Source organism: Leptospira wolffii serovar Khorat str. Khorat-H2 (genome assembly GCF_000306115.2).
In the GTDB taxonomy this organism is placed as follows: domain Bacteria; phylum Spirochaetota; class Leptospiria; order Leptospirales; family Leptospiraceae; genus Leptospira_B; species Leptospira_B wolffii.
Window position 1 is genome coordinate 269756 of record NZ_AKWX02000020.1, and the last position, 19082, is coordinate 288837.

At 44.7% G+C, this 19082-nt stretch carries 15 protein-coding genes; 7 read left to right on the forward strand and 8 right to left on the reverse strand.

What is annotated here, in order from left to right:
• Positions 1 to 978: a lysophospholipid acyltransferase family protein gene (locus LEP1GSC061_RS14535; protein ID WP_016546798.1), complete on the reverse strand. Its 978-nt coding sequence runs from the start codon at positions 976 to 978 to the stop codon at positions 1 to 3.
• Positions 979 to 1235: 257 nt separating this feature from the next.
• Here LEP1GSC061_RS14535 and LEP1GSC061_RS14540 point away from each other — a divergent pair, with 257 nt between their 5' ends.
• From LEP1GSC061_RS14540 to LEP1GSC061_RS14565, 6 genes are all read left to right on the forward strand, one after another.
• Positions 1236 to 2354, forward strand: coding sequence for a lipocalin-like domain-containing protein (locus tag LEP1GSC061_RS14540; RefSeq protein WP_016546315.1), 1119 nt, complete (start codon positions 1236 to 1238; stop codon positions 2352 to 2354).
• A 108-nt stretch (positions 2355 to 2462) separates the two neighbouring features.
• Positions 2463 to 3476 carry an ABC transporter permease subunit gene (locus LEP1GSC061_RS14545; protein ID WP_016546654.1) on the forward strand — a complete coding sequence of 338 codons (1014 nt, stop codon included), beginning with the start codon at positions 2463 to 2465 and terminating at the stop codon, positions 3474 to 3476.
• Positions 3473 to 4510 carry an ABC transporter permease gene (locus LEP1GSC061_RS14550; RefSeq protein ID WP_016545993.1) on the forward strand — a complete coding sequence of 346 codons (1038 nt, stop codon included), beginning with the start codon at positions 3473 to 3475 and terminating at the stop codon, positions 4508 to 4510. The genes LEP1GSC061_RS14545 and LEP1GSC061_RS14550 overlap by 4 nt, the downstream gene beginning before the upstream one ends.
• Positions 4507 to 5499: an ABC transporter ATP-binding protein gene (locus LEP1GSC061_RS14555; protein WP_016546115.1), complete on the forward strand. Its 993-nt coding sequence runs from the start codon at positions 4507 to 4509 to the stop codon at positions 5497 to 5499. The genes LEP1GSC061_RS14550 and LEP1GSC061_RS14555 overlap by 4 nt, the downstream gene beginning before the upstream one ends.
• The gene (locus LEP1GSC061_RS14560; protein ID WP_016546695.1) at positions 5496 to 6458 is read left to right on the forward strand and encodes an ABC transporter ATP-binding protein; all 963 of its coding nucleotides are present in this window, start codon (positions 5496 to 5498) and stop codon (positions 6456 to 6458) included. The genes LEP1GSC061_RS14555 and LEP1GSC061_RS14560 overlap by 4 nt, the downstream gene beginning before the upstream one ends.
• Before the next feature lie 3 nt (positions 6459 to 6461).
• On the forward strand, positions 6462 to 8525 hold the full coding sequence (locus tag LEP1GSC061_RS14565) for an AsmA family protein (RefSeq protein WP_016546821.1): 2064 nt from the start codon (positions 6462 to 6464) through the stop codon (positions 8523 to 8525).
• On the opposite strand, the gene LEP1GSC061_RS14570 is transcribed toward LEP1GSC061_RS14565, so the two are convergent.
• The 3 genes from LEP1GSC061_RS14570 to LEP1GSC061_RS14580 form a co-directional block, all read right to left on the reverse strand.
• Positions 8526 to 10496, reverse strand: coding sequence for an LTA synthase family protein (locus LEP1GSC061_RS14570; protein WP_016546730.1), 1971 nt, complete (start codon positions 10494 to 10496; stop codon positions 8526 to 8528).
• Positions 10497 to 10587: 91 nt separating this feature from the next.
• Entirely contained in the window at positions 10588 to 12504 is a 1917-nt protein-coding gene (locus LEP1GSC061_RS14575) for a MutS-related protein (protein ID WP_016546823.1), read from the reverse strand.
• Positions 12501 to 12734, reverse strand: coding sequence for a hypothetical protein (locus LEP1GSC061_RS14580; RefSeq protein WP_040509208.1), 234 nt, complete (start codon positions 12732 to 12734; stop codon positions 12501 to 12503). Before LEP1GSC061_RS14580 ends, LEP1GSC061_RS14575 begins: the two co-directional genes overlap by 4 nt.
• A 163-nt stretch (positions 12735 to 12897) precedes the next feature.
• On the opposite strand from LEP1GSC061_RS14580, the gene LEP1GSC061_RS14585 reads away from it, so the two are divergent.
• Positions 12898 to 13104, forward strand: coding sequence for a hypothetical protein (locus LEP1GSC061_RS14585; protein WP_016546149.1), 207 nt, complete (start codon positions 12898 to 12900; stop codon positions 13102 to 13104).
• A gap of 74 nt (positions 13105 to 13178) precedes the next feature.
• Here the strand turns inward: LEP1GSC061_RS14585 and LEP1GSC061_RS14590 are convergent, their stop codons facing one another.
• The 4 genes from LEP1GSC061_RS14590 to ilvC all read right to left on the reverse strand — a co-directional run bounded on the left by LEP1GSC061_RS14590 (position 13179) and on the right by ilvC (position 19059).
• Positions 13179 to 14390: a WG repeat-containing protein gene (locus LEP1GSC061_RS14590; RefSeq protein WP_198014271.1), complete on the reverse strand. Its 1212-nt coding sequence runs from the start codon at positions 14388 to 14390 to the stop codon at positions 13179 to 13181.
• A 105-nt stretch (positions 14391 to 14495) separates the two neighbouring features.
• On the reverse strand, positions 14496 to 16118 hold the full coding sequence (locus LEP1GSC061_RS14595) for a caspase family protein (RefSeq protein WP_040509210.1): 1623 nt from the start codon (positions 16116 to 16118) through the stop codon (positions 14496 to 14498).
• Between the two features lie 280 nt (positions 16119 to 16398).
• A complete protein-coding gene (locus LEP1GSC061_RS14600; protein WP_016546463.1) occupies positions 16399 to 17811 on the reverse strand; it encodes an Lcl domain-containing protein in 1413 nt (470 codons plus the stop codon).
• Positions 17812 to 18057: 246 nt separating this feature from the next.
• The gene (ilvC, locus tag LEP1GSC061_RS14605) at positions 18058 to 19059 is read right to left on the reverse strand and encodes a ketol-acid reductoisomerase (protein WP_016546069.1); all 1002 of its coding nucleotides are present in this window, start codon (positions 19057 to 19059) and stop codon (positions 18058 to 18060) included.
• Positions 19060 to 19082: the final 23 nt, after the last annotated feature.

A 19082-nucleotide genomic window follows, 5' to 3' on the forward strand; every position in this document is an offset into this window, starting at 1 on the left:
TTAATCGTTCACCGGTCTGGATTCGTAATCCTGCCAGAATCGAGTAAGCTCCTCCTCGTTCTCCGGTTTGGTATGCCATCTTCTATGCAACCAAAAGTAATCACCCGGATGTTTTCGAACTTCCTCTTCTAGTCGTTTCACCCACTTATAAGTGAATTCCCTTTCCCAAGCCTGAGGATCTTTCTTGGGATCCATATCCGGTCTTTCAAATTCTTCCACGTAAAAGTATAGCTTTCCCTTCTTATCGTACCAGCTACTGCAAAAGATGATTGGTGCATCGGTCATTCTCGCGAACGTAGCCGGTCCTTGGAAGGTGGAGGCCATTCTACCCAAAAAAGGAAAAAAGGATCCGTTCTTTCCGGCATCTTGGTCGGAGATAAAGGCCACTAACTTTCCCTGCTTTAACAAACTTAAGGCTTTTCTGGGGCTCTCGTCGGTATATACCAATTTGATTCTCTGGGTGGCCCGATTCTTTTCGATCCAAGAGTTTGACCAAGGATTGCTCTGGCGTTTCGCAAACACATAGAGATCGTTTTTAGGAGCGGAATAACAAACGGAAACTCCCATAGTTTCCCAATTTCCCAGATGTCCCAATACCAGAATCCCGCCTCTTTCAAAAAGCCTAGTATGCGTCTCTGAATTCGGAAGCAAAGTCACCCACTCGTCCACATAACGTCGATTCATACGAGACTCCTCGCAAAACTCGTTGGCCATATGGGAAAGATTCCTAAGATTGTGTAGTACGAGGGACTGGATTTCCTTTTCGGATTTCCGGGGAAAGGCGAGACGTATATGTCTCTCGATCCTGTTACGAATCGAGCCCGTTAGCTTTCCTAATAGATAAACGACTCCGAAAAGAATCTTACCGCGTATTACGTAAGGAAAGAAGGATAGAAACCCGACTAAAAACCTTGCGAAGAGATACTGAAAAAACTTTTTCGCCTTCTTCCGTTCACTCCGCGGAACTGGATTGGACATGGTACGATTTCATCATTTCGAATTAAGTTCACAAGAAGAATTTGGGATTCTTAGAAAGAAGGGGTTGAGATCGATTATCGAAATCCTAAGTCTAAAGCTTCCTGGAAATAGGATCGATATATTCGAAAAGAAAATCGGTTTTATTCTATAAAAAATTCGTTTCTAGGAAACCTTGGTCGGGTCCGATTAATAAAGAATTCTGAGGAAATTCCGGCCAAAAGATTTTCCTTATCCGGGAAACGAGGACCGACGATCGTATGTCCGATTCAAAACCATATATTCTCCTATCCAATCCGCTCGCCCGGATCGCATTACTCGCGCTTCTATTCATTGTAAGCCCCGTAATTCTTGCGGCACCTACAGGCGAACCTTCCAAGACGGGGTCATCCAAGAGTTTTCGATTTCCCCAAGACCATTTATTTCATAAAGGTTTCCGGGTAGAATGGTGCTATTTCGTGGGAATCCTACAAACGGACGAAGGAAGGGAATTAGGTTACGAGTTAAGTTTTTTCCGAGCCTATGCCGGACCTAAGGTGGCGGTTTATCCGGTTCACTTAGCCATCTCGGATATGAAGATGGAAAAGCATAAGATATCTCAAACCATCGAGAGAGAATTAGGAGATGTCGCGGGCCAGAATAAGGGAACCCTTTGGAGCGGGGATTATAGGATGGACGTACTTGGACCCACCCAATTACGAATCTCCGCTTTCCCCAGAACGGATGCAGGATTCGGATTGGAATTGGAACTGAATTCCAAAACCGAAAATATATTGATCCACGGAAAAAACGGTAAGTCGATCAAGAGTCGGGCCAATCCTCAATTCTATTCCTATTATTACAGTATTCCAAGAATGGAAACCAAAGGGACTCTTTACCTCGAAGGCCAAGAATACAACGTCAAATCGGGAACATCTTGGATGGATCATGAATGGAGTAGTCCCGAAGGAACCGAAGCGAGTTTCGATTTATCCTCTCGGGATCTATCCTGGGATTGGATCTGTATCCAATTGGAAGACGGATCCGATATCATGGCATTCAATTTCCGAAATAAATCCAATCCGGAACCGGAGACATTCGGCACATTGCGCTCTCCCGACGGTAAAGTCCTAACCTTCGAAAAGGAAAAAGAACTGAACTTCTTTCCGGAAGGCGAATCGTGGAAGAGTCCGAATACGGGGATTTCCTACAAATTAGGATGGAAATTAATTTCCGACAGATTTAAATTGAGTATCTCGCCCAGGTTCGAGGAGCAGGAATTCGATGCGAGATCCAGTACGGGCCTAGCTTATTGGGAAGGTGGGATTCGGGTAGAAGGAGAAATTGACGGAAAAAAAGTCAAAGGCTCCGGATATTTGGAACTCAAGCCTTCTAGATAAGATTGCACCGTTTAGATTCTCGGAAAAAACCTTTATTCGAAACACCCTATGGGAATAATTGTTTGATTATCGGTCGATAGCAACCGCTCCGGAAAAGCCCCGTTTAGAATGAGAAACTATTTTTTAAAACGTATGCTCTTGATTATTCCGACTCTTTTCGGGATCACTTTGCTTGTTTTTATGCTTTCTCACTTGGCTCCAGGCGGCCCGTTAGAGAGGGAAATCGCAAAACTTCGCGGCTACGGAAATATGGAAGGGGCGACCGCAAATCAGATTTCCCAACAGGAAATCGATCTTTTAAAAAAGAAACTCCATCTAGATAAACCTCTCATAGTATCCTACTTCCTTTGGCTTTCGGACGTTATCGTATTGGATCTCGGAGAATCCAGACTCCATTCTCGCGAAGTATCGGAATTGATCGCCGAGAAGATTCCCGTATCTCTGACTTTCGGATTATCCGGATTTTTACTCTCCTATTTAATATGTATACCATTAGGAATTCGTAAAGCGATCCAAAGCGGACAGACTTTCGACGGAGTCACAAGCATAATCATACTCATCGCCTATTCCATTCCCGTTTTCGCTTTGGCAATGTTGCTATTATACGTATTCGCTTCGGGAGAAGTATTCTCCGTCTTTCCTTTAGGCCATGAAATTTCGGACGAATACGAAAGCCTGGGGTTCTTCGAAAAAATCCTAGACCGCTTAGAGCATATGTTTCTTCCGGTGGTATGCTATGTGTCCGGCTCGTTCGCGGTTCTTACTCTACTGATGAAAAACTCCTTATTGGACCAAATATCCAAAGATTATGTGAGAACGGCCTTATCCAAAGGACTAACGTTCAAAGAATCCATTTATAAACACGCATTCAGGAACAGCCTAATTCCGATCGCCACGGGGTTCGGCTCGAATATCAGCCTAGTACTCGCAGGCTCCCTAATCATCGAATTGGTGTTTAGTATAGACGGAATCGGGCTCTTAAGCTTCCAGGCGGTAACGGAACGGGATACGGACCTAATGATGGGTCTTCTATTGATACAAAGTCTTCTTTCGCTGATCGGAAACATTCTTTCCGATCTATGCTACGTACTTATCGACCCTAGAATTAATTTCGAAGCATGAATTCGCTGCTACAAAGAAGATTCGAAAAATTTAAATCGAACCGTAAGGCTTGGTACTCCTTGTGGATATTGGCCTTTACCTACGGAACTTCGTTATTCGCACCTTTACTTGCAAATAACCAACCTTGGATCGTTTCTTTTCAGGGAAAATGGAGATGCCCCGTATTCTTCTTTTATTCAGAAGCCGATTTCGGAGGCGTGGATCTTACGGCCGCCAATTATAAAAGATTGTCGAGAAGGGAGGATTTCACTAACGGAGAAAATTGGGTATTATTCCCGCCGGTTCCTTACGGATACAACGAGGATAATTTGGAAACGATGGAGAAGGACGAGACTCCGCCCTCTCCTCCCGGAAAAAAACATTGGTTGGGCACGGACGATCGGGGAAGGGACGTATTCACTCGCATCTTTTACGCATACAGAAACTCCATGAGTTTCGGACTGATCTTGGTCTTTATAGAATTTCTTTTCGGAACGGTGGTCGGGGGGATACAAGGTTATTTCGGAAAACGCACCGATATCATCATACAAAGGTTCGTGGAAATTCTATCAGCCATACCGTTCTTATATCTGATTCTTATTATGGGAGCTTTCTTCGGAAGAGGATTCATCGTATTGGGAGTCACATATTCCTTATTAAGCTGGATCGGTATCAGTGCATACATGCGGGGAGAATTTTACAGATCCAAAAATCTCACGTACGTGGACGCGGCCAGGGCTCTCGGCGTCGGTTCTTGGAAAATCATGAAGGATCATATTCTTCCGAATGCGATCACTCCCTTGGTCACCTTTCTTCCTTTCACCTTGATAGGAGCGATCTCCATTTTAAGTGCATTAGACTTTCTAGGGTACGGAATTCCGGCACCCAACCCTTCTTGGGGAGAAATGATCAGCCAAGGTAGGGAGAATATTCGCGCCTGGTGGTTGATCACCTTTCCTTCCTTCGCTTTAGCGATGACGATATTATTATCCTCCTTCGTAGGAGAGGGAATCCGTGACGCTTTCGACTCCAAAGAAAAGGTGGTGTACGAATGAGCACCGATCCAATTCTAAAAGTCACGGATTTGAATCTGGATCTTCGTAAAGACGGGGTCTATGTTCCCTTACTCCAAAATATCTCTTTCGAAATCGAAAAAGGAGAAGTGCTAGCTCTTGTGGGAGAATCCGGTTGCGGAAAGTCCGTCTGCTCCGTGGCCCTTACCAGATTGCTTCCTTCCGGTCTGTTCCGATTCTCCGGAGGAGAAGTCGTATTCGAAGGAAAGAATCTACTTAAAATAAACGCGGAAGAACTAAGAAATACTCGAGGCAGTAGGATATCCTACGTTTTCCAGGAACCGTTCTCCGCTCTCAATCCATTACAAAAAATCAAGGACCAGATGAGCGAATCTTTCCTCGTTCACGGTTTAGGCACCCGAAAACAAGCCGAAGAAAAAGCGGAATATTTGCTTTCCGCGGTGGGAATTACCGACGTAAAAATGAGGATGAATTGTTATCCTCATCAGTTAAGCGGAGGAATCTTACAGAGAGTGGGAATCGGAATGTCCTTGATGTGCGACCCGAAACTATTGATTGCGGACGAGCCCACCTCCGCTCTGGACGTGACCGTTCAGGCTCAGCTTCTCGAACTTCTTTTGAAGCTGAAACGCGAATTCGATTTATCCGTACTTTTTATCTCCCACGATTTCGGTCTGGTAAGCCATATCGCGGATCGTATCTGCGTTCTCTATGCGGGAAGAATAGCGGAAATCGGAACCGTCGACCAAGTATTGGACGATCCTAGACATCCTTATACCAAGGACTTACTCGATTCTCTTCCTTCCAGATTCTCCAGAACGGGCAAGTTCCGTCCTATAGAAGGCCGGGTACCCACTCCTGGAAACTATCCGAAAGGTTGCCATTATGCGAATAGGTGTAGGTCGGCATTCTCTAACTGCGAATTATCCAAACCTAATTTAAAAAGTTCGCATGCTCCCGAACATCTCTCCGCCTGCTTTCTGGATGAATCCGAGGAGGTACCCGCATGAACCTTTTGGAAATCAAAGGACTAAGCGTAAGCTACGGCAAGGAAACCTTCTTCGGAAAAGACAAGAAGAGAGTAAAAGCGGTAGAAAACGTGGACTTGGAAATTCCGGAAGGGGAAACCGTGAGCCTAGTGGGAGAATCCGGTTGCGGAAAGTCCTCTCTTGGTCGAGCGGTACTCCGATTACTCGAACCCGATTCCGGAAGTATCTTCTTTCGCGGCAGCGAAATTCTCAACATCAAGGAGAAGGACTTCCTACCTTTTCGAAAGAATATCCAAATCGTTTTTCAGGACCCTTACTCCTCCCTGAACCCTAGGAGAAACATCAAGGATATCCTAAGCGAAGGACTGGTTATCCACAGAAAATCTTCCGAAGAGGAAGCAAGCAAAGCCGTGTCGGATATTTTAGAAAAAGTGGGGCTCTCACCCGAAATACTAGGGAGATATCCTCACGAATTTTCCGGAGGACAAAGGCAAAGAATCGCGATCGCGAGAGCCTTAATCATCCAGCCCGAGTTCGTTCTATTAGACGAGGCAGTTTCTGCACTGGACGTTTCCAACCAAGCGCAGGTGCTTCTGCTTCTCGACCAATTAAAAAGAGAATTGAAACTTTCCTATCTGTTCATCTCCCACGATTTAGGAATCGTAAAATCCATATCCGATAAGATCGCCGTAATGTATCTGGGCAAAATCGTCGAGATTGGAGCTAGGAAGGAAATCGTAGAGAAGCCTTCCCATCCTTATACCAAGGCTTTATTCGGTTCCGTATTCGAAGTCGAAAATAGAAAGTTGAAAAAAACCGTCTTGCAAGGAGAAGTTCCTAGCATCGTCAATAAGCCGAGTGGATGTCATTTTCATAGCCGTTGCCCGATCGCAAAACATATCTGCTCCAGCGAAGTTCCCGAATGGAAAAACCTGGAGAACGGACAAAAAGCTCTCTGTCATTTTCCGGACGGAAACTAAATCATGCGCTCCTGGGACGTCATCAGAGATTATTTGGAAGAAAAGAAAATACGATTTCTTTTCTTAGCGGGATTCGCCCTCCTATTATTCTTTCTGATAATATATATCCCTTTCGTGGAGCGAAAGGAAGTATATAAGGAATTTATACTGAATCAACTACGCAGCTCCACCGGATTGGACATCCGAGTTACCGATTCGGACCTATACATGTTTCCTTTTCCCGGAATCGAACTGAATCAGATCGAAATTCGTAAGAATGATGTTCTGATCGCAGTAAGTAATAAGGTCGATTTGGATATATCCTGGTTCGGGCTCATCAAAAGAACGATCGAGATCCGAGACATCTACGTGGAAGGAGGGTCCCTATACGTAGAGAGAAGAAAGGACGGATCCTTTAATCTTCAGGAATATCTGAAAGAGGGAGGAGAGAAGGACGAAAAAAGAAGTAACGTCACCGTTCTAGTGGAGGACATCAATTCTAGAATAGGATTTACTGCTTCCGATTTCATCTCCGTAGGATTAAAAAACGTCGAGATAGACAATTTCACCCTAGAATACCGGGAGGAAAATCACGATCGCAATTACAAAGTCTACTTCCAAAAATCGAGAGGTTCGGTTTCCTTCTACGGAACCGATATAGAAATTATTTTCGAAGGTAGAATCGACGATCAGCCTATAAATCTCCAATTTTCCGGAGCATTGCAAAGCTTTCCGGTAAGTTGGGATAGATTAGAATTCAACGCTTCCCTGGACGCAGAAGACATCTCCTTATCCCTATTGCGAGATTTGTTTTTCGTCTTTCCGGTAGCCGACTTTTCCAAATCCAAGATGTCCGGAAGAATCGAAGTTTCTAAGGAAAAAGGAACCGTATTTAAACTCAAAGTTCGAAACCAAGTACGCGATCTAGCGTATAAGGGGGGAAACCCTTTCGGAAACATCAGGATAAATACCGATTTCGAACTCGATCCCTTCCAAAAAAGAATCGCCTTTCCCTACATCGACGTGAATTGGGAGGGAGTGGCCAAAGCCAGCGCCAAGGGAAGCGTAAATTGGAAGAATCGAAGCCTAGGACAATTCGATATCAAATCAGAGTACGGAGATTATCATAATATTCTAAAGGTCGCTAGGCTCTTCCAGGTCAGAGAGGATCTTTTCGATCCGAATTCTCCTCCGGGGATATTTTACTTCACGGGGCAGTTAAACAATTTCTTCGCCTTCAAGCACAGATTTTCCTATGTGGAATTCGAGGCGAAATACGTGGATCCGCTCGTCACGGTTCCTAGTTTCCACGCGTATATATACAACGGAGAGATTTTGGGAAAAGCCAAGATCTATCCTTTCATTCCCAAGATAGAAGTAGAGGGTGACGCGCATCGTCTCCAAGTGGATCGGGTACTTCTGCCTTATTTCCCCGAAAGAATCATCATCGGAGAGATGAGTAGTTGGTTCTCCTTCGAGACCTCGATTAAGGATCGCAAACAGGATTCCATGACCGAACTGTTAGCCAATATGAAGGGTATCGGAAACGTTACGGTCAAAAACGGAGAATTGATGGGATATGCGAACTTCATGATTCCTGTCATCAACACTGTGGGAAAAATCATCGCATTAAAGGGAGTCGACGGCAGTAAATTCCAATTCAGTACCCTGAAATCCGATATCAAGATATCCGGTAACAAAATGCATTTTCCGAATATGAAACTCGATATTGCGAATAGCGGAATGGATGTGGACGGAAAGGGAACGGTAGGATTCGATAAAAAGATCGATATGAGAATCCATTTGCGTATCGGCGGAAAGTATATCGGAAAAGGATTCTATATCCCGATCATTTATGCCGGAACCTTCGGTAAAGGAATCCCGTATGTGGATCCGATCTGGCTTGGAAGCGTATATACGGGTATGACCGTTTTAGGTCCTTATCTCATTCCTTTAGGAGGCCCTTACGCGGGAGGAGTCGCTGGATCCGTAATCGGAGAATACGTTAGAGATCTTTGGGACGGCGTAACTAGTCTCTTTGGGGGATCGTCCGACGAAGAGACTCTTAAGAAGCAAAAGGAAAAATGATTAAAATTCCTTCTTCTCCAATTCTTGTGGGGTCGGAAAGACCAGATTCTTATTCATAAGATCGTGGCTTAAATTAAAGAAGGCCCTCGCCTTATGAAAATGTTTATCGCAGATCTTTTGGTTCTTATCACATAGATCCACTTCCATTCTAGGACCGTTCGCCGAATATTTCAAATTTCTGTTCCCGTCCACGAAATGGATATAGAACAAATCGGATTCGATCCAACCGATCAAATTTCCGTAAGCGAAATAAGCGGACTCGGTTTTCTTAGGAGCCAATAGGTCCCTGCCCATCGCCGAGAAGTAAGTCTCCTTGCCGACCAGACCCAATATCGTAGGTATTACGTCGAGCTGCGAGGCGTCTTTATCGTCGAAACCGGGTTTAATTCTACCCGGAGCATATATCAAAAACGGAATATTCCGATCTTCGTAATAATCGAGATACCTATGATGGGTATGGTCAGCTACAAAAACGAAGATCGTATTATCGAAATATTTCGATTTTTCCGCCCGGTCCATAAAATCCCGGATAGCCCAATCCGCATAATGGTAAACGTTCAGATATTCGAAGTCCCTCTCCCCTTCCTTAAAAATCCGGAATTTGGGATCCGGAGCGCGATAAGGATAATGAGTCGAGAGAGTTAGGGAAACTCCTAAAAACGGCTTCTTGGATTGGGAAATCTGTTCGTGTAAAACCTGTAAAACGTCCGCATCGTCATATCCCCAGGCTCCGATCTTAAAGCGATCCAACTTGGCTATTTCCTTCTCTCCCATAACGGTATCGAATCCCCAATGAGGCATCAGAGTCGCCTTATTATCGAAACTTAAATCTCCACCAGTAACGAAGAATGTATCGTAGCCAAGACCTTTAAAAATGCTTCCCAGGCCGGAAAAATTTCCGAGCACCTGATGGGTTCTTACCACCGTAAGACCGGGACGATCCGGAATTCCGGTAAGAATAGACATCATACCATTAGTCGTTCTTCCTCCGGAGGCGAAGAAACGCGTGAAGAATTTACCCTTTCTAAGGAGTTTATTGAAATTGGGAGTAAGCTCCTTATCGAAGACCTTTCCGTCACTGATCGGATCTATGAATTTTCCGGTCCAGTTTTCTAGGAGGATTAGAACAACATTAGGAGGCTTTCCGTTATTAGTCTGCTTCTGTTTGCGCAGAAGAGGATACTTCTTCCCTATGAATTCCGCTCCTTCGTAGGAGATTTCCTCTCTCACCGTTCGAATCGAATCCTGCATATCGGATTTGAGATAGTTCGGAATCGATTGGCTCTTTAGATCCATGATGGATGTGAACACACCGTTCAAAGCGATATTATTCACGAAAGAATGACCTGAGACGATCGCGTTACTCGCGCGCAGAGGAGTCTCCTGAAATCCACCGCGCACGGCGAATATTGCGATTATCAAAACGACTACGGATAAGATCGAATCTCTTTTCCATTTCTCCGATTCGTAACGATACGGATTGTATTTCAGAAATAGAACCGTGGATACGGGAAGAAAAATAAGAATCAATGCGGAAGCGATCACGGCGAGAAGCGGATTCTGTTCGAACGCCGATTTCAGAATCACTCCCATGTCCTTTCCGATGAAAACGAAACCTTCATAACCAATATGCTTATTCGCATTTTCGAAATAAACGATATCGGCAATCAAATGGGAGATCATCCAAACGCTGATCAATATCGGGAAATAACCCCATATAAAAGTGAATGTCTTGAAACGATTCAAATACGGAAGACAGGAAAGAAAGGCGAACACTCCTAAAAGCATCGCAATCACGGAGAGATCGAAGCGAAAACCGACTAAGATCGCAAAGAGGACGTCCCCGATATTGGCCTCTTGCAAACGGTAAGAATAAACCCAAAGGAAAGCGATTTTATAAAGAATAAGGACGATTGCGAAATAGATCGCATATCCTCCTATGAGTTTGAGATTGGTCGGAAGCCTTTTCATCTATCAGTTATGATTAGATTTTTTTCGAATTCTTCGGGCAAGACAAAAACGAAGGATCCATTCCCTATGTCGGTAGGGAATCGTTTTGTAATTATTCCAGGTCCAAACCTTCGAGTTTCAGAACTTCCAAAGCGTTACTAGACCGGACGACTCCTTCTCTAATCTTATAATCGAAAGTCATCTTGCCCTCCCGTATTTCCTCTCGGAAATGATAAAGAGCAAGATCCTGTAAGCCGGCCAATTCCAAATCATGGGTAGTAACGATTCCGAAGACGCGGAACCCGCTCAACTTTTTCAGAATCCCTTTGCAGGCAATCGTTCTTTCCCTAGAATTCGTGCCTTTTAGAATCTCGTCTAACAGAACCAAATGCCCTTTTTCGGAGTCGGTAACTTCTTTCAGGATTCTTCCCAAACGTCTGACTTCCGCATAGAAGAAGGAAACTCCTTCTTCAACCGAGTCCTCGTTACGGATACTGGAATGTACGTCGATAATCGGAGTCCGAAAACTTTGCGCGGGAACCGGACCGCCTGCCATTGCAAGAACTCCGCAAATTCCCACTGCACGAAGGTAAGTCGTCTTTCCCGACATATTGGATCCCGTAAGAAGTAGAAGTTTTCCGGGAAGAATCGACTCCAAATCGTTCGGAACCCTTTTCTCTAAAGGAATCAAAGGATGGACTAAGGCGCGTGCGGAAATGTCGTAGGATCCATCTCTTTTTTCTAATATTGGAAAAGAGAACGTAGGCTCTATCCATTTCAGATTCGCGAAAGGAAGAAGAGAATCGAGTTCGGAAAGATCTTCCAACGCGGGAAGAATTCTTTTTCCCCAAGATTTCCACCATTTAGCATAGCGAGACCAAACCCAAAGATCGAAAAAGAATAGAATATTCAGCAACCCGTGAGAGAGAGGCGAACGGGTATAAGCCGCCAAGCCTGCAATCTTATCCAATTCCTTCCATGCGGTTTTGAGTTCTTTTTCGGTCCAACCGGAAAGATACTTTTCCTGCGAGATCCCCGAGATTTCGGAATTCCTTATGAAGAATAGAAGTTTACCCAATTCTTCCAAAGTTTCCGAATCTTCCGCAATCGGATGAATCATACTTAGGGAAACTTCCCGATAGAAGCCGAAGAATGCGAAGTTTAATAAAAGAAGACCCGCTCCCCAGGTCTGAGCGAATAAAAGACTTCCGATCAAAAAGATCCAAATTCCTAAAATCCACACAGGAAAGATAATACGGATCGTTTTCCCCAAAGCTCCGAAAGCAACATCCCAGAAGCCGGAAGGAATCTTCTCAAAAAGATTGAATGGAGGGGCCTGAGAATTATCTCCCGCTTTGACTCGAAACTTGCCCGAGATATCGGGAATATAAGAGGGTAATTTTTCCTCTTCGCCGTCCTTTCTGTCCGGAAAAGAAGCCTCGTACAATCGCAATTGCCGCAATAATTTTTGGGAAACTTGCGACCTTTCCGAAAGTTCTATTACGGTTTTTTGACGACTTCGGATCCTTTCTTCGGAGTTCTCCTCGAAGAAGTAATTCAAAAAGGAAGAAGTTCCCTTTTCCAAGACAGTGGTATCTATCCTAGAATAAACGCCTTTTTCTCCTAAAAAATCCAGATCCTTGGTCCAGGACGGAGTATTATTCTGAAGAAGTAGATTTTTATAATATTCTCTTTTGGGCCTAGGATATCCTGATCCTTCCAGGAGAATGCGAGCCTTTTGGGTCTTCAAGAATTCGACCCAAACTTGCAACCTTCTCACCTTCTCCTTACGTCTCTGGTATAATGCGAGAAGTCTATAAAAGACGAGAAGAATAGGAATCGCAGGAAGATAATGCAATTCAGATCCGGTCCGGAGTAGATAAACTCCTAGAATCCAACCTAGAAAACCTACGAAGGATAAAATTCTAAAAGTGGAGAGAAGGGAAAGTCGAGACTCTTCTTTCTGAATGATATGGAAAAGGCGGGAAATCTTACGATCGATTCGATCTACCCGGGACGGGGGGTTCATACTGCGATAGTTACGTTCTCGTAATTTTCGGATTCTCTTCGGTAGATTTCATGGTCCAAAAGCCGGACAAGAGATCCTACATCCCGCATCAGCCATCTGGAGACGATCCGGCCCTTATCTCGGCCGCGGAACTTATCCACATAGACATAGCCGAAAAGGTCGGTTCCGTATTCGTATACGACGAATCTTCCCGACCTATTCCCAGTTCTATTTTCCAGACGAATCTGCATTTTAACCGAATTTACCCCGTACTTTCTTTTCGTACAAGAAAAAAAAATCTCAAGTATTTTCAGTACTGCCCGAAGTACAGTTTGGGAGAAAGCTTCCTTCCAAGGACGGAAAAACGGGGCTTTCTCCTTTCCCATCCCAAATGGGGTCGCACGGAGGCGATTTATGATATATCCCGATATGGATCCGGATCTGCGGAGTTCCTTCTCTAAAATTGGAAAAACCTTTGCCAATCTGACAAACGACACTTCTTTACCGGAATTCGGTTTAAAAGCGGGCAGTCTTCTCGATAGAAAGCAAATGAGAATCCTATTGGAAATTCGTAAAAGAAGAATTAATTCCACCCAATGGAAACATTTTCAAAAAGACTAATCACCAAACCAAAAGGCTCAACTCTACCTTCTGCCGAAGGTAGAGCGGAACGATCATAAATCCTAAAACTTAACTCAGTACGGCGCTTCTAACTTACAGGATTTAGGAAAAAACTCCGGATCCAATCGGGAAGTTTTTGATTCCACTTCCTTACCTTGCTTATCTATCGTCTTTCTAATCTTATTCTGAATAACTACGGCCTTTCCGTCTCGAAAGGCCCCTCCGGCCTCGTATTGGAAATCTAGCACAACGTTTCCGGAAGAATCAATATAGCCCATCTTGTCTCCGATCCCGTCGCCGTTCGTGTCCTGGTACACTCCGGCCAATCCCTCGGAAAAGCCGCTATAATGTCCGAAATGTCCATCGCCTATTATCGCCATGTGTTCCGCGAAGCTCAAAGCATACTGAGGAGAAACGAGATATTCTCCATTCTCCCGAATAAAACCGACCTTGCGATCCAGGATCACTCCCGCAATGCCTTCATTGAAAGTATAAGCCCAATCGAAACGGGGAGAGATTAGAACCTTACCGCTCGAATCTAAATACCCCCATTTCTTTTTCTCCATAAACGGAATCCTTTCTTCCGATGTAGGAAAAATATAATCGTAAGTAGGCGTGAGAATATAAGAACCGTCGCTTCCGAATATCCCCCATTTCCCTCCACGCTCCGTTAAAACGATGGCTCTAGATGCGGAAACCGCTTGGAAATAGTAAAAACTTTTGGTCTCTAAGCTTTCTCCGGACTTCCGAACGAGTCCGTACATTCTGGTATTATAATCGTAGTACGAGAAAGTATTTTCGGAAAATACGTTGAGCCTCCCATATTCTAAAGGGAGAAGAATTTTCCCGGTCGTATCTATAAATCCGCAAAGGTAATTGCCGTTCACTCGGTTGCAAACTTTTGCCTGACCTTTCTCGAAGCTCGAAGCATAATCGTAAGTTTCCGGAATAACGAATTTATATTCGTGATTCATGAAACCGTATGTACCGAACCTTTTTACGGGAATCAATCCCGAAGAAAACACCCCTAAAGGCATGGCATTCGGAAAGGTCTGGAAAGTTCCGTCTTTCTTTAAGAATCCGCCTCGCCCCTTAAATTCGATCGCCGCCTTCCCTTCCGAAAATGGGCAGGCCATGGAGAAAACGGGTTTGCCGATTTGGATTCCGGATTTACTGCGATATCCCCAAACGTTTTCTCTTAAATAGGTTTCGATCTCTTCGTCCGCTTGTGAGAGAACGGGAAAAGCGACCAAGGATAGAATTAGAAGAATGTGAAGGACCTTCATTCTATTCTTATTTATCCCGGATTCTTGGAAGAACGGACTACGCATTAAAATTAAAAAGCCTCTCGGTTTCCCGAAAGGCTTTCCCTAATTCCGGACGAGCCGGGATCAGTATTTCGTTTTGGTGGAAGGAAGTTTGACGTTCAAAATCACGTCCACTTCGCTAACCTCGCCTTCTCTTACCTTGATTTCGGAGTTATTCAAATTCAAGTCTTCGGCGAAAGAAGCCTTGATTTCGTATTCTCCCGGTTTCAAGTTCGTGAACCAGAAATTTCCATTTTGATCGGTATTCAGTTTTTGGATTCCGGTCACGCTGGTGATCGTAGGCATATAGATCGGTTGATTGATCACAGGATTATCCAAAGTTCTGTAGAATACCTTTCCTCGGATCGCACCGAAACCGGACATAGAAGTCACAACTTCCAGTTCGTTTTTCTTATTCGGAAGAACCGCTTGGGTCTTTTGGATCTCGGGATAATCGTCCGCCTGGATGGTCACCTTATGCACTCCCGCAGGAACTCCTTTGATCGTTAGAGTATAAACGGCACCAGGGATCAGTTTTCCCATCTTTTTAACCGCGCCCCAATAATTAGAGGATTCTGCGGTTACGACTTTATCGTATTCCTTATCGTCGATGAGTACTCTAATACTACGGTTGCCCACTCTCTTCTTACCAGTGGTAATACGGATTTCGGGAGGCAGATCGGAAACTCCATAAGCTCTATCTTGGATGATAGTAGTCTTAATAACTAGATCTCCTTTTTGATTCGTAGGAACTACCGGCGGCTCTTCGTTGGTTACAACTGGAGTTTCCGGCTCCGGTTTAGGAGGATTTACGTCCGGAACAGGAGTAGGATTGACCGGAGGTTTGATCGGCTCTACCGGTTTAGGAGGATCCGGTTTCTTTTCTCCAGCTAAAAAGATCCCGGATGCGTTACCCGAAATCTGAGGCACTTGCTCATGATCGAATTTTTTGGCCATGGCGACGGTTTCATCTCTGGATGCGAAGAATGCTTCTAGAGCCGTAACTACATCGTCCTGATTCAGGTCCGCAGTGGATAGTGCCTTTCCGAAATTATAGGTGAAGATACCGTGATTGATGGTACCCCCCACCTCGATAGCGGTTTGGTTATCGTCGGCGCTGGAAATGATCGCCTTGTCCTGAAAGTAAAAATCTTGGGAATCTTGTTTAACGGTCCCGTCGCTTCCTTCCGGAATCGGAACCGGCGCGGATCCTCGAGTAGCCTTTCCTTTCTTAGCTATCCCTCCGGAGAAACAGCAGTCGAAAACGAAAACCGTCTTGGGAGATTTTACATCCTCCAAATAATCGTTTAACTCGTCGTCGGAAAGGTGAGGACGATCGTAACAAATGATCAGGTTACGCATTCCGTTCTTGGCTTTTTCGTCCCTTTGGAAAGCCCCATGTCCCGAGAAATAAAGGAAAACCGTATCGTCGCCTTTTGCGCGGGAAGCGAGCGCTTTAATTTCCTTCTGGATATTTGCCTTGGTTACGTCCTTACCAAGAACGATCTTGATGTCGTCGAATTTTCCCACGCGTTTGATTTCGTCGTGGAGATACTTAGCGTCAGCCTCGCAAAGATTCAGTTCAGGGATCCCCGCCTTGTTTCCTTTATAATTGGAACCGAAGATCAGACCGAACCTTCTCTGAGCGAATGCGTCCGTTGAAAATAGAAAGAGAGAAATTCCGATAACGGAAATTAAGGATTTCAATTCGAGCCTCCTGGCTTGAGTGAGCCTAAACATATGGAAAATCCGGGGATTGTCATTATTTTTTTTACCCCTGAAATGTAGCCTCTTGGACCGAAGTTCGGACCGAAATTCTTCCCATTTCACAAAAAATCAGGAACCGAATCGCTATAGTTTAGTAAATTTATTGCTGGTTCTTTTTCGAACGGGATATAGCGATGCTCGGTACCTGGAAATCCTTCATTTTGCCGAACTTAAGATTCAACATCGTGAACAAAAAAGTCCGGCTATGATTAGAAAAATTCTATCGAACAGTACAGAGCGCGGTTCTATCACTTGGACTATTCTTCCCGGTGTATGCGATTCCTCCCAGAGCCGGAAGGAGAGCATTGGTTAAGACGGGCGTAGAATCTCGAGCAGGCGTGGAAGAATAAACCCAACTATACGTATTCGCGGTGCCGAGCCCGGAAGGAAATGCCGTGGTGGAAATGAAAGGACCACCGGAATAATCCACCAACGTACTTAGCTCGTTAATAATGGGAAGCCTCCATTCTTTTCCTGCCGTATTAAGATTATTGCAGGCCCCCAAAAGAACTCCGTATGTGTTTTGAGTGTTGCTTCCTACCTCACAATTAGTCCCGCTTCTACCAATGGGGCATTTAGCCCACTGGATCCCGGTTCTTTTATCCAATACAACTCCCGCTTCGGGAAAAACGAAATCCGGATCGGGAATCGGAGCAGCGGCAACACATTGGACACGATAAGTGGAAGTGGATTTCGCCACCGGAAAACCGCAGCAAGAACCGATTCCGTATGAGAATGCTTTATTAGTTGGATCGCTTGGATCTTCTTCTCTTACCCAAATATCGTAGGAAGAAGCGGAATCTCTCCCCGGAAACTTGTCTTTATCCGGAACATTATATTGAGTCACACTTGTCTGTAGCCAACCTACGGAAAAATCCATCTCCTTCCTACTTACCAATCTCCAAGTCTTGAGACCGGCGTACCCGTTTCCGGAGTTCGCTGAATTTAAATTTGCACAGGTTGCTTTAGCGTTTGTCCAAGATTGAGTTGTAGGACTTCCGGTTCCGCAAGTCGTGCCGGAAAGTCCTTCCAAACAGGATTTCCAGACGACGCCCGAGAGAGAGTCTACGATTACAGGATCACTCGCATAGCCGTTTAATGTCTGTATAGAAGTATATGCACGGGCATTAGGAGCATTCTGAACATCACCGTCTTGGAATGGAAAATTAGCATCTCCGCATGCAATATAATCCGAATCATTCTGGCATTTGGAAACATCGGTATCTGGAACCGGAACCGTTTGGTAGACTGATAAATTATAGTTTGTTTCTACCCCGTTTTCTGCCTCGTAAACTAGATACGTAGTACTCGTAAGATCGATCGGAGACAGTCCTGATTGTAATACGGTACCGTCCGAAAGTTTCCAATTTCCTTCACTCAAGAAGAAATTCGGGATAGCCCTGCCTACCAGACCGTAAGGAAGAGAAGTAGAGATCGTACCGACGCCGATTTGAGCAGGATAAGATTTTGTGACTAGGTTCGGCCCTGCATCAAAGCTCATCGTCATGGTGCTTGGAGATGCAGTAGCGTTTGACATCATCAACAGCAGCCAGAGGGAATTTTTAGGATCTTGCTTGCAGGCAAAAGCCTGCACTATCAGAAAAATCGCGATTAGTATCTTTTTCGATTTCATGGGATTTTTTACTTATCCTTGATTTTTGCATCACGGAACTATTAAACCGTTGTAGTTACGGATTATAGATTTGCCGTTTCGGATAATCTATCCTTCGATTCGATTCAATCGGACATTCTAACCTATAAATTTTTAGAAGTAATCTAACGCATTAAAATCGAATGGTCTTCGGAAACAAGCTCCCAAAATGAAAAAGGCCGGGGAATACCCGGCCTTTCATGCGAGATTTTTGATCAAGCTGAGTTCTTATTTACCCAACCATTTCATCATGCTGCGGAGTTTTTTACCGACGGACTCGATAGGATGTCCCGCATTTTGCTCTCTCATTTTGTTAAAGTTAGGATATCCGGCTTTGGTTTCCGCAATCCAAGCTTTCGCAAATTTGGATCCGTTTGCTTTTTGGATATCGCTCAGAACGTCCTTCATACGAGCCTTAACTCCGGCGTCGATGATTCTAGGTCCGGATACGTAGTCTCCGTATTCCGCAGTTCCGGAAATGGAATAACGCATACGAGCCAAGCCGCCTTCGTAAATCAAGTCGGTGATGAGTTTTACTTCGTGCAAACATTCGAAGTATGCGATTTCAGGGTCGTAACCCGCTTCGGTCAAGGTTTCGAATCCTGCCATGATCAGATTGGAGAGTCCTCCGCAAAGAACGACTTGTTCTCCGAAAAGGTCGGTCTCGGTTTCTTCCCTAAAGGAAGTTTCGAGAATTCCCGCTCTTCCTCCGCCGACTCCGGCAGCGTGAGCAAGGGCCCTTTGCTTAGCGGTTCCTGTAGCGTCTTGGTTCACGGCGATCAGACAAGGAACTCCTCCGCCTTCTACGTAAACTCTACGAACCAGATGTCCTGGTCCCTTAGGAGCGACCATATATACGTCTACGGTTTTGGGAGGCTGGATGAATTCGAAATGGATATTGAATCCATGAGAAAAAACTAATGCATCTCCGTCCTTCAGATTCGGTTCGATATCGGCCTTATAGATATCCGCTTGAATTTCGTCCGGAGCGAGAATTTGGATGACGTCCGCTTTCTTTGCAGCCTCGGCGACTGAATATACTTCGAAGCCCGCTTCTTCCGCTTCTTTCTTGGATTTGGATCCTTCTTTCAATCCGATAATGACTTTCAGACCGGAGTCTTTCATATTCTGCGCTTGCGCGTGACCTTGACTTCCGTATCCGATTACGGCGATGGTCTTTCCTTTTAATACGGAAAGATCCGTATCTTTATCGTAGTACAAATTGGCCATTCTGTGGTACCTCGAATTCTACC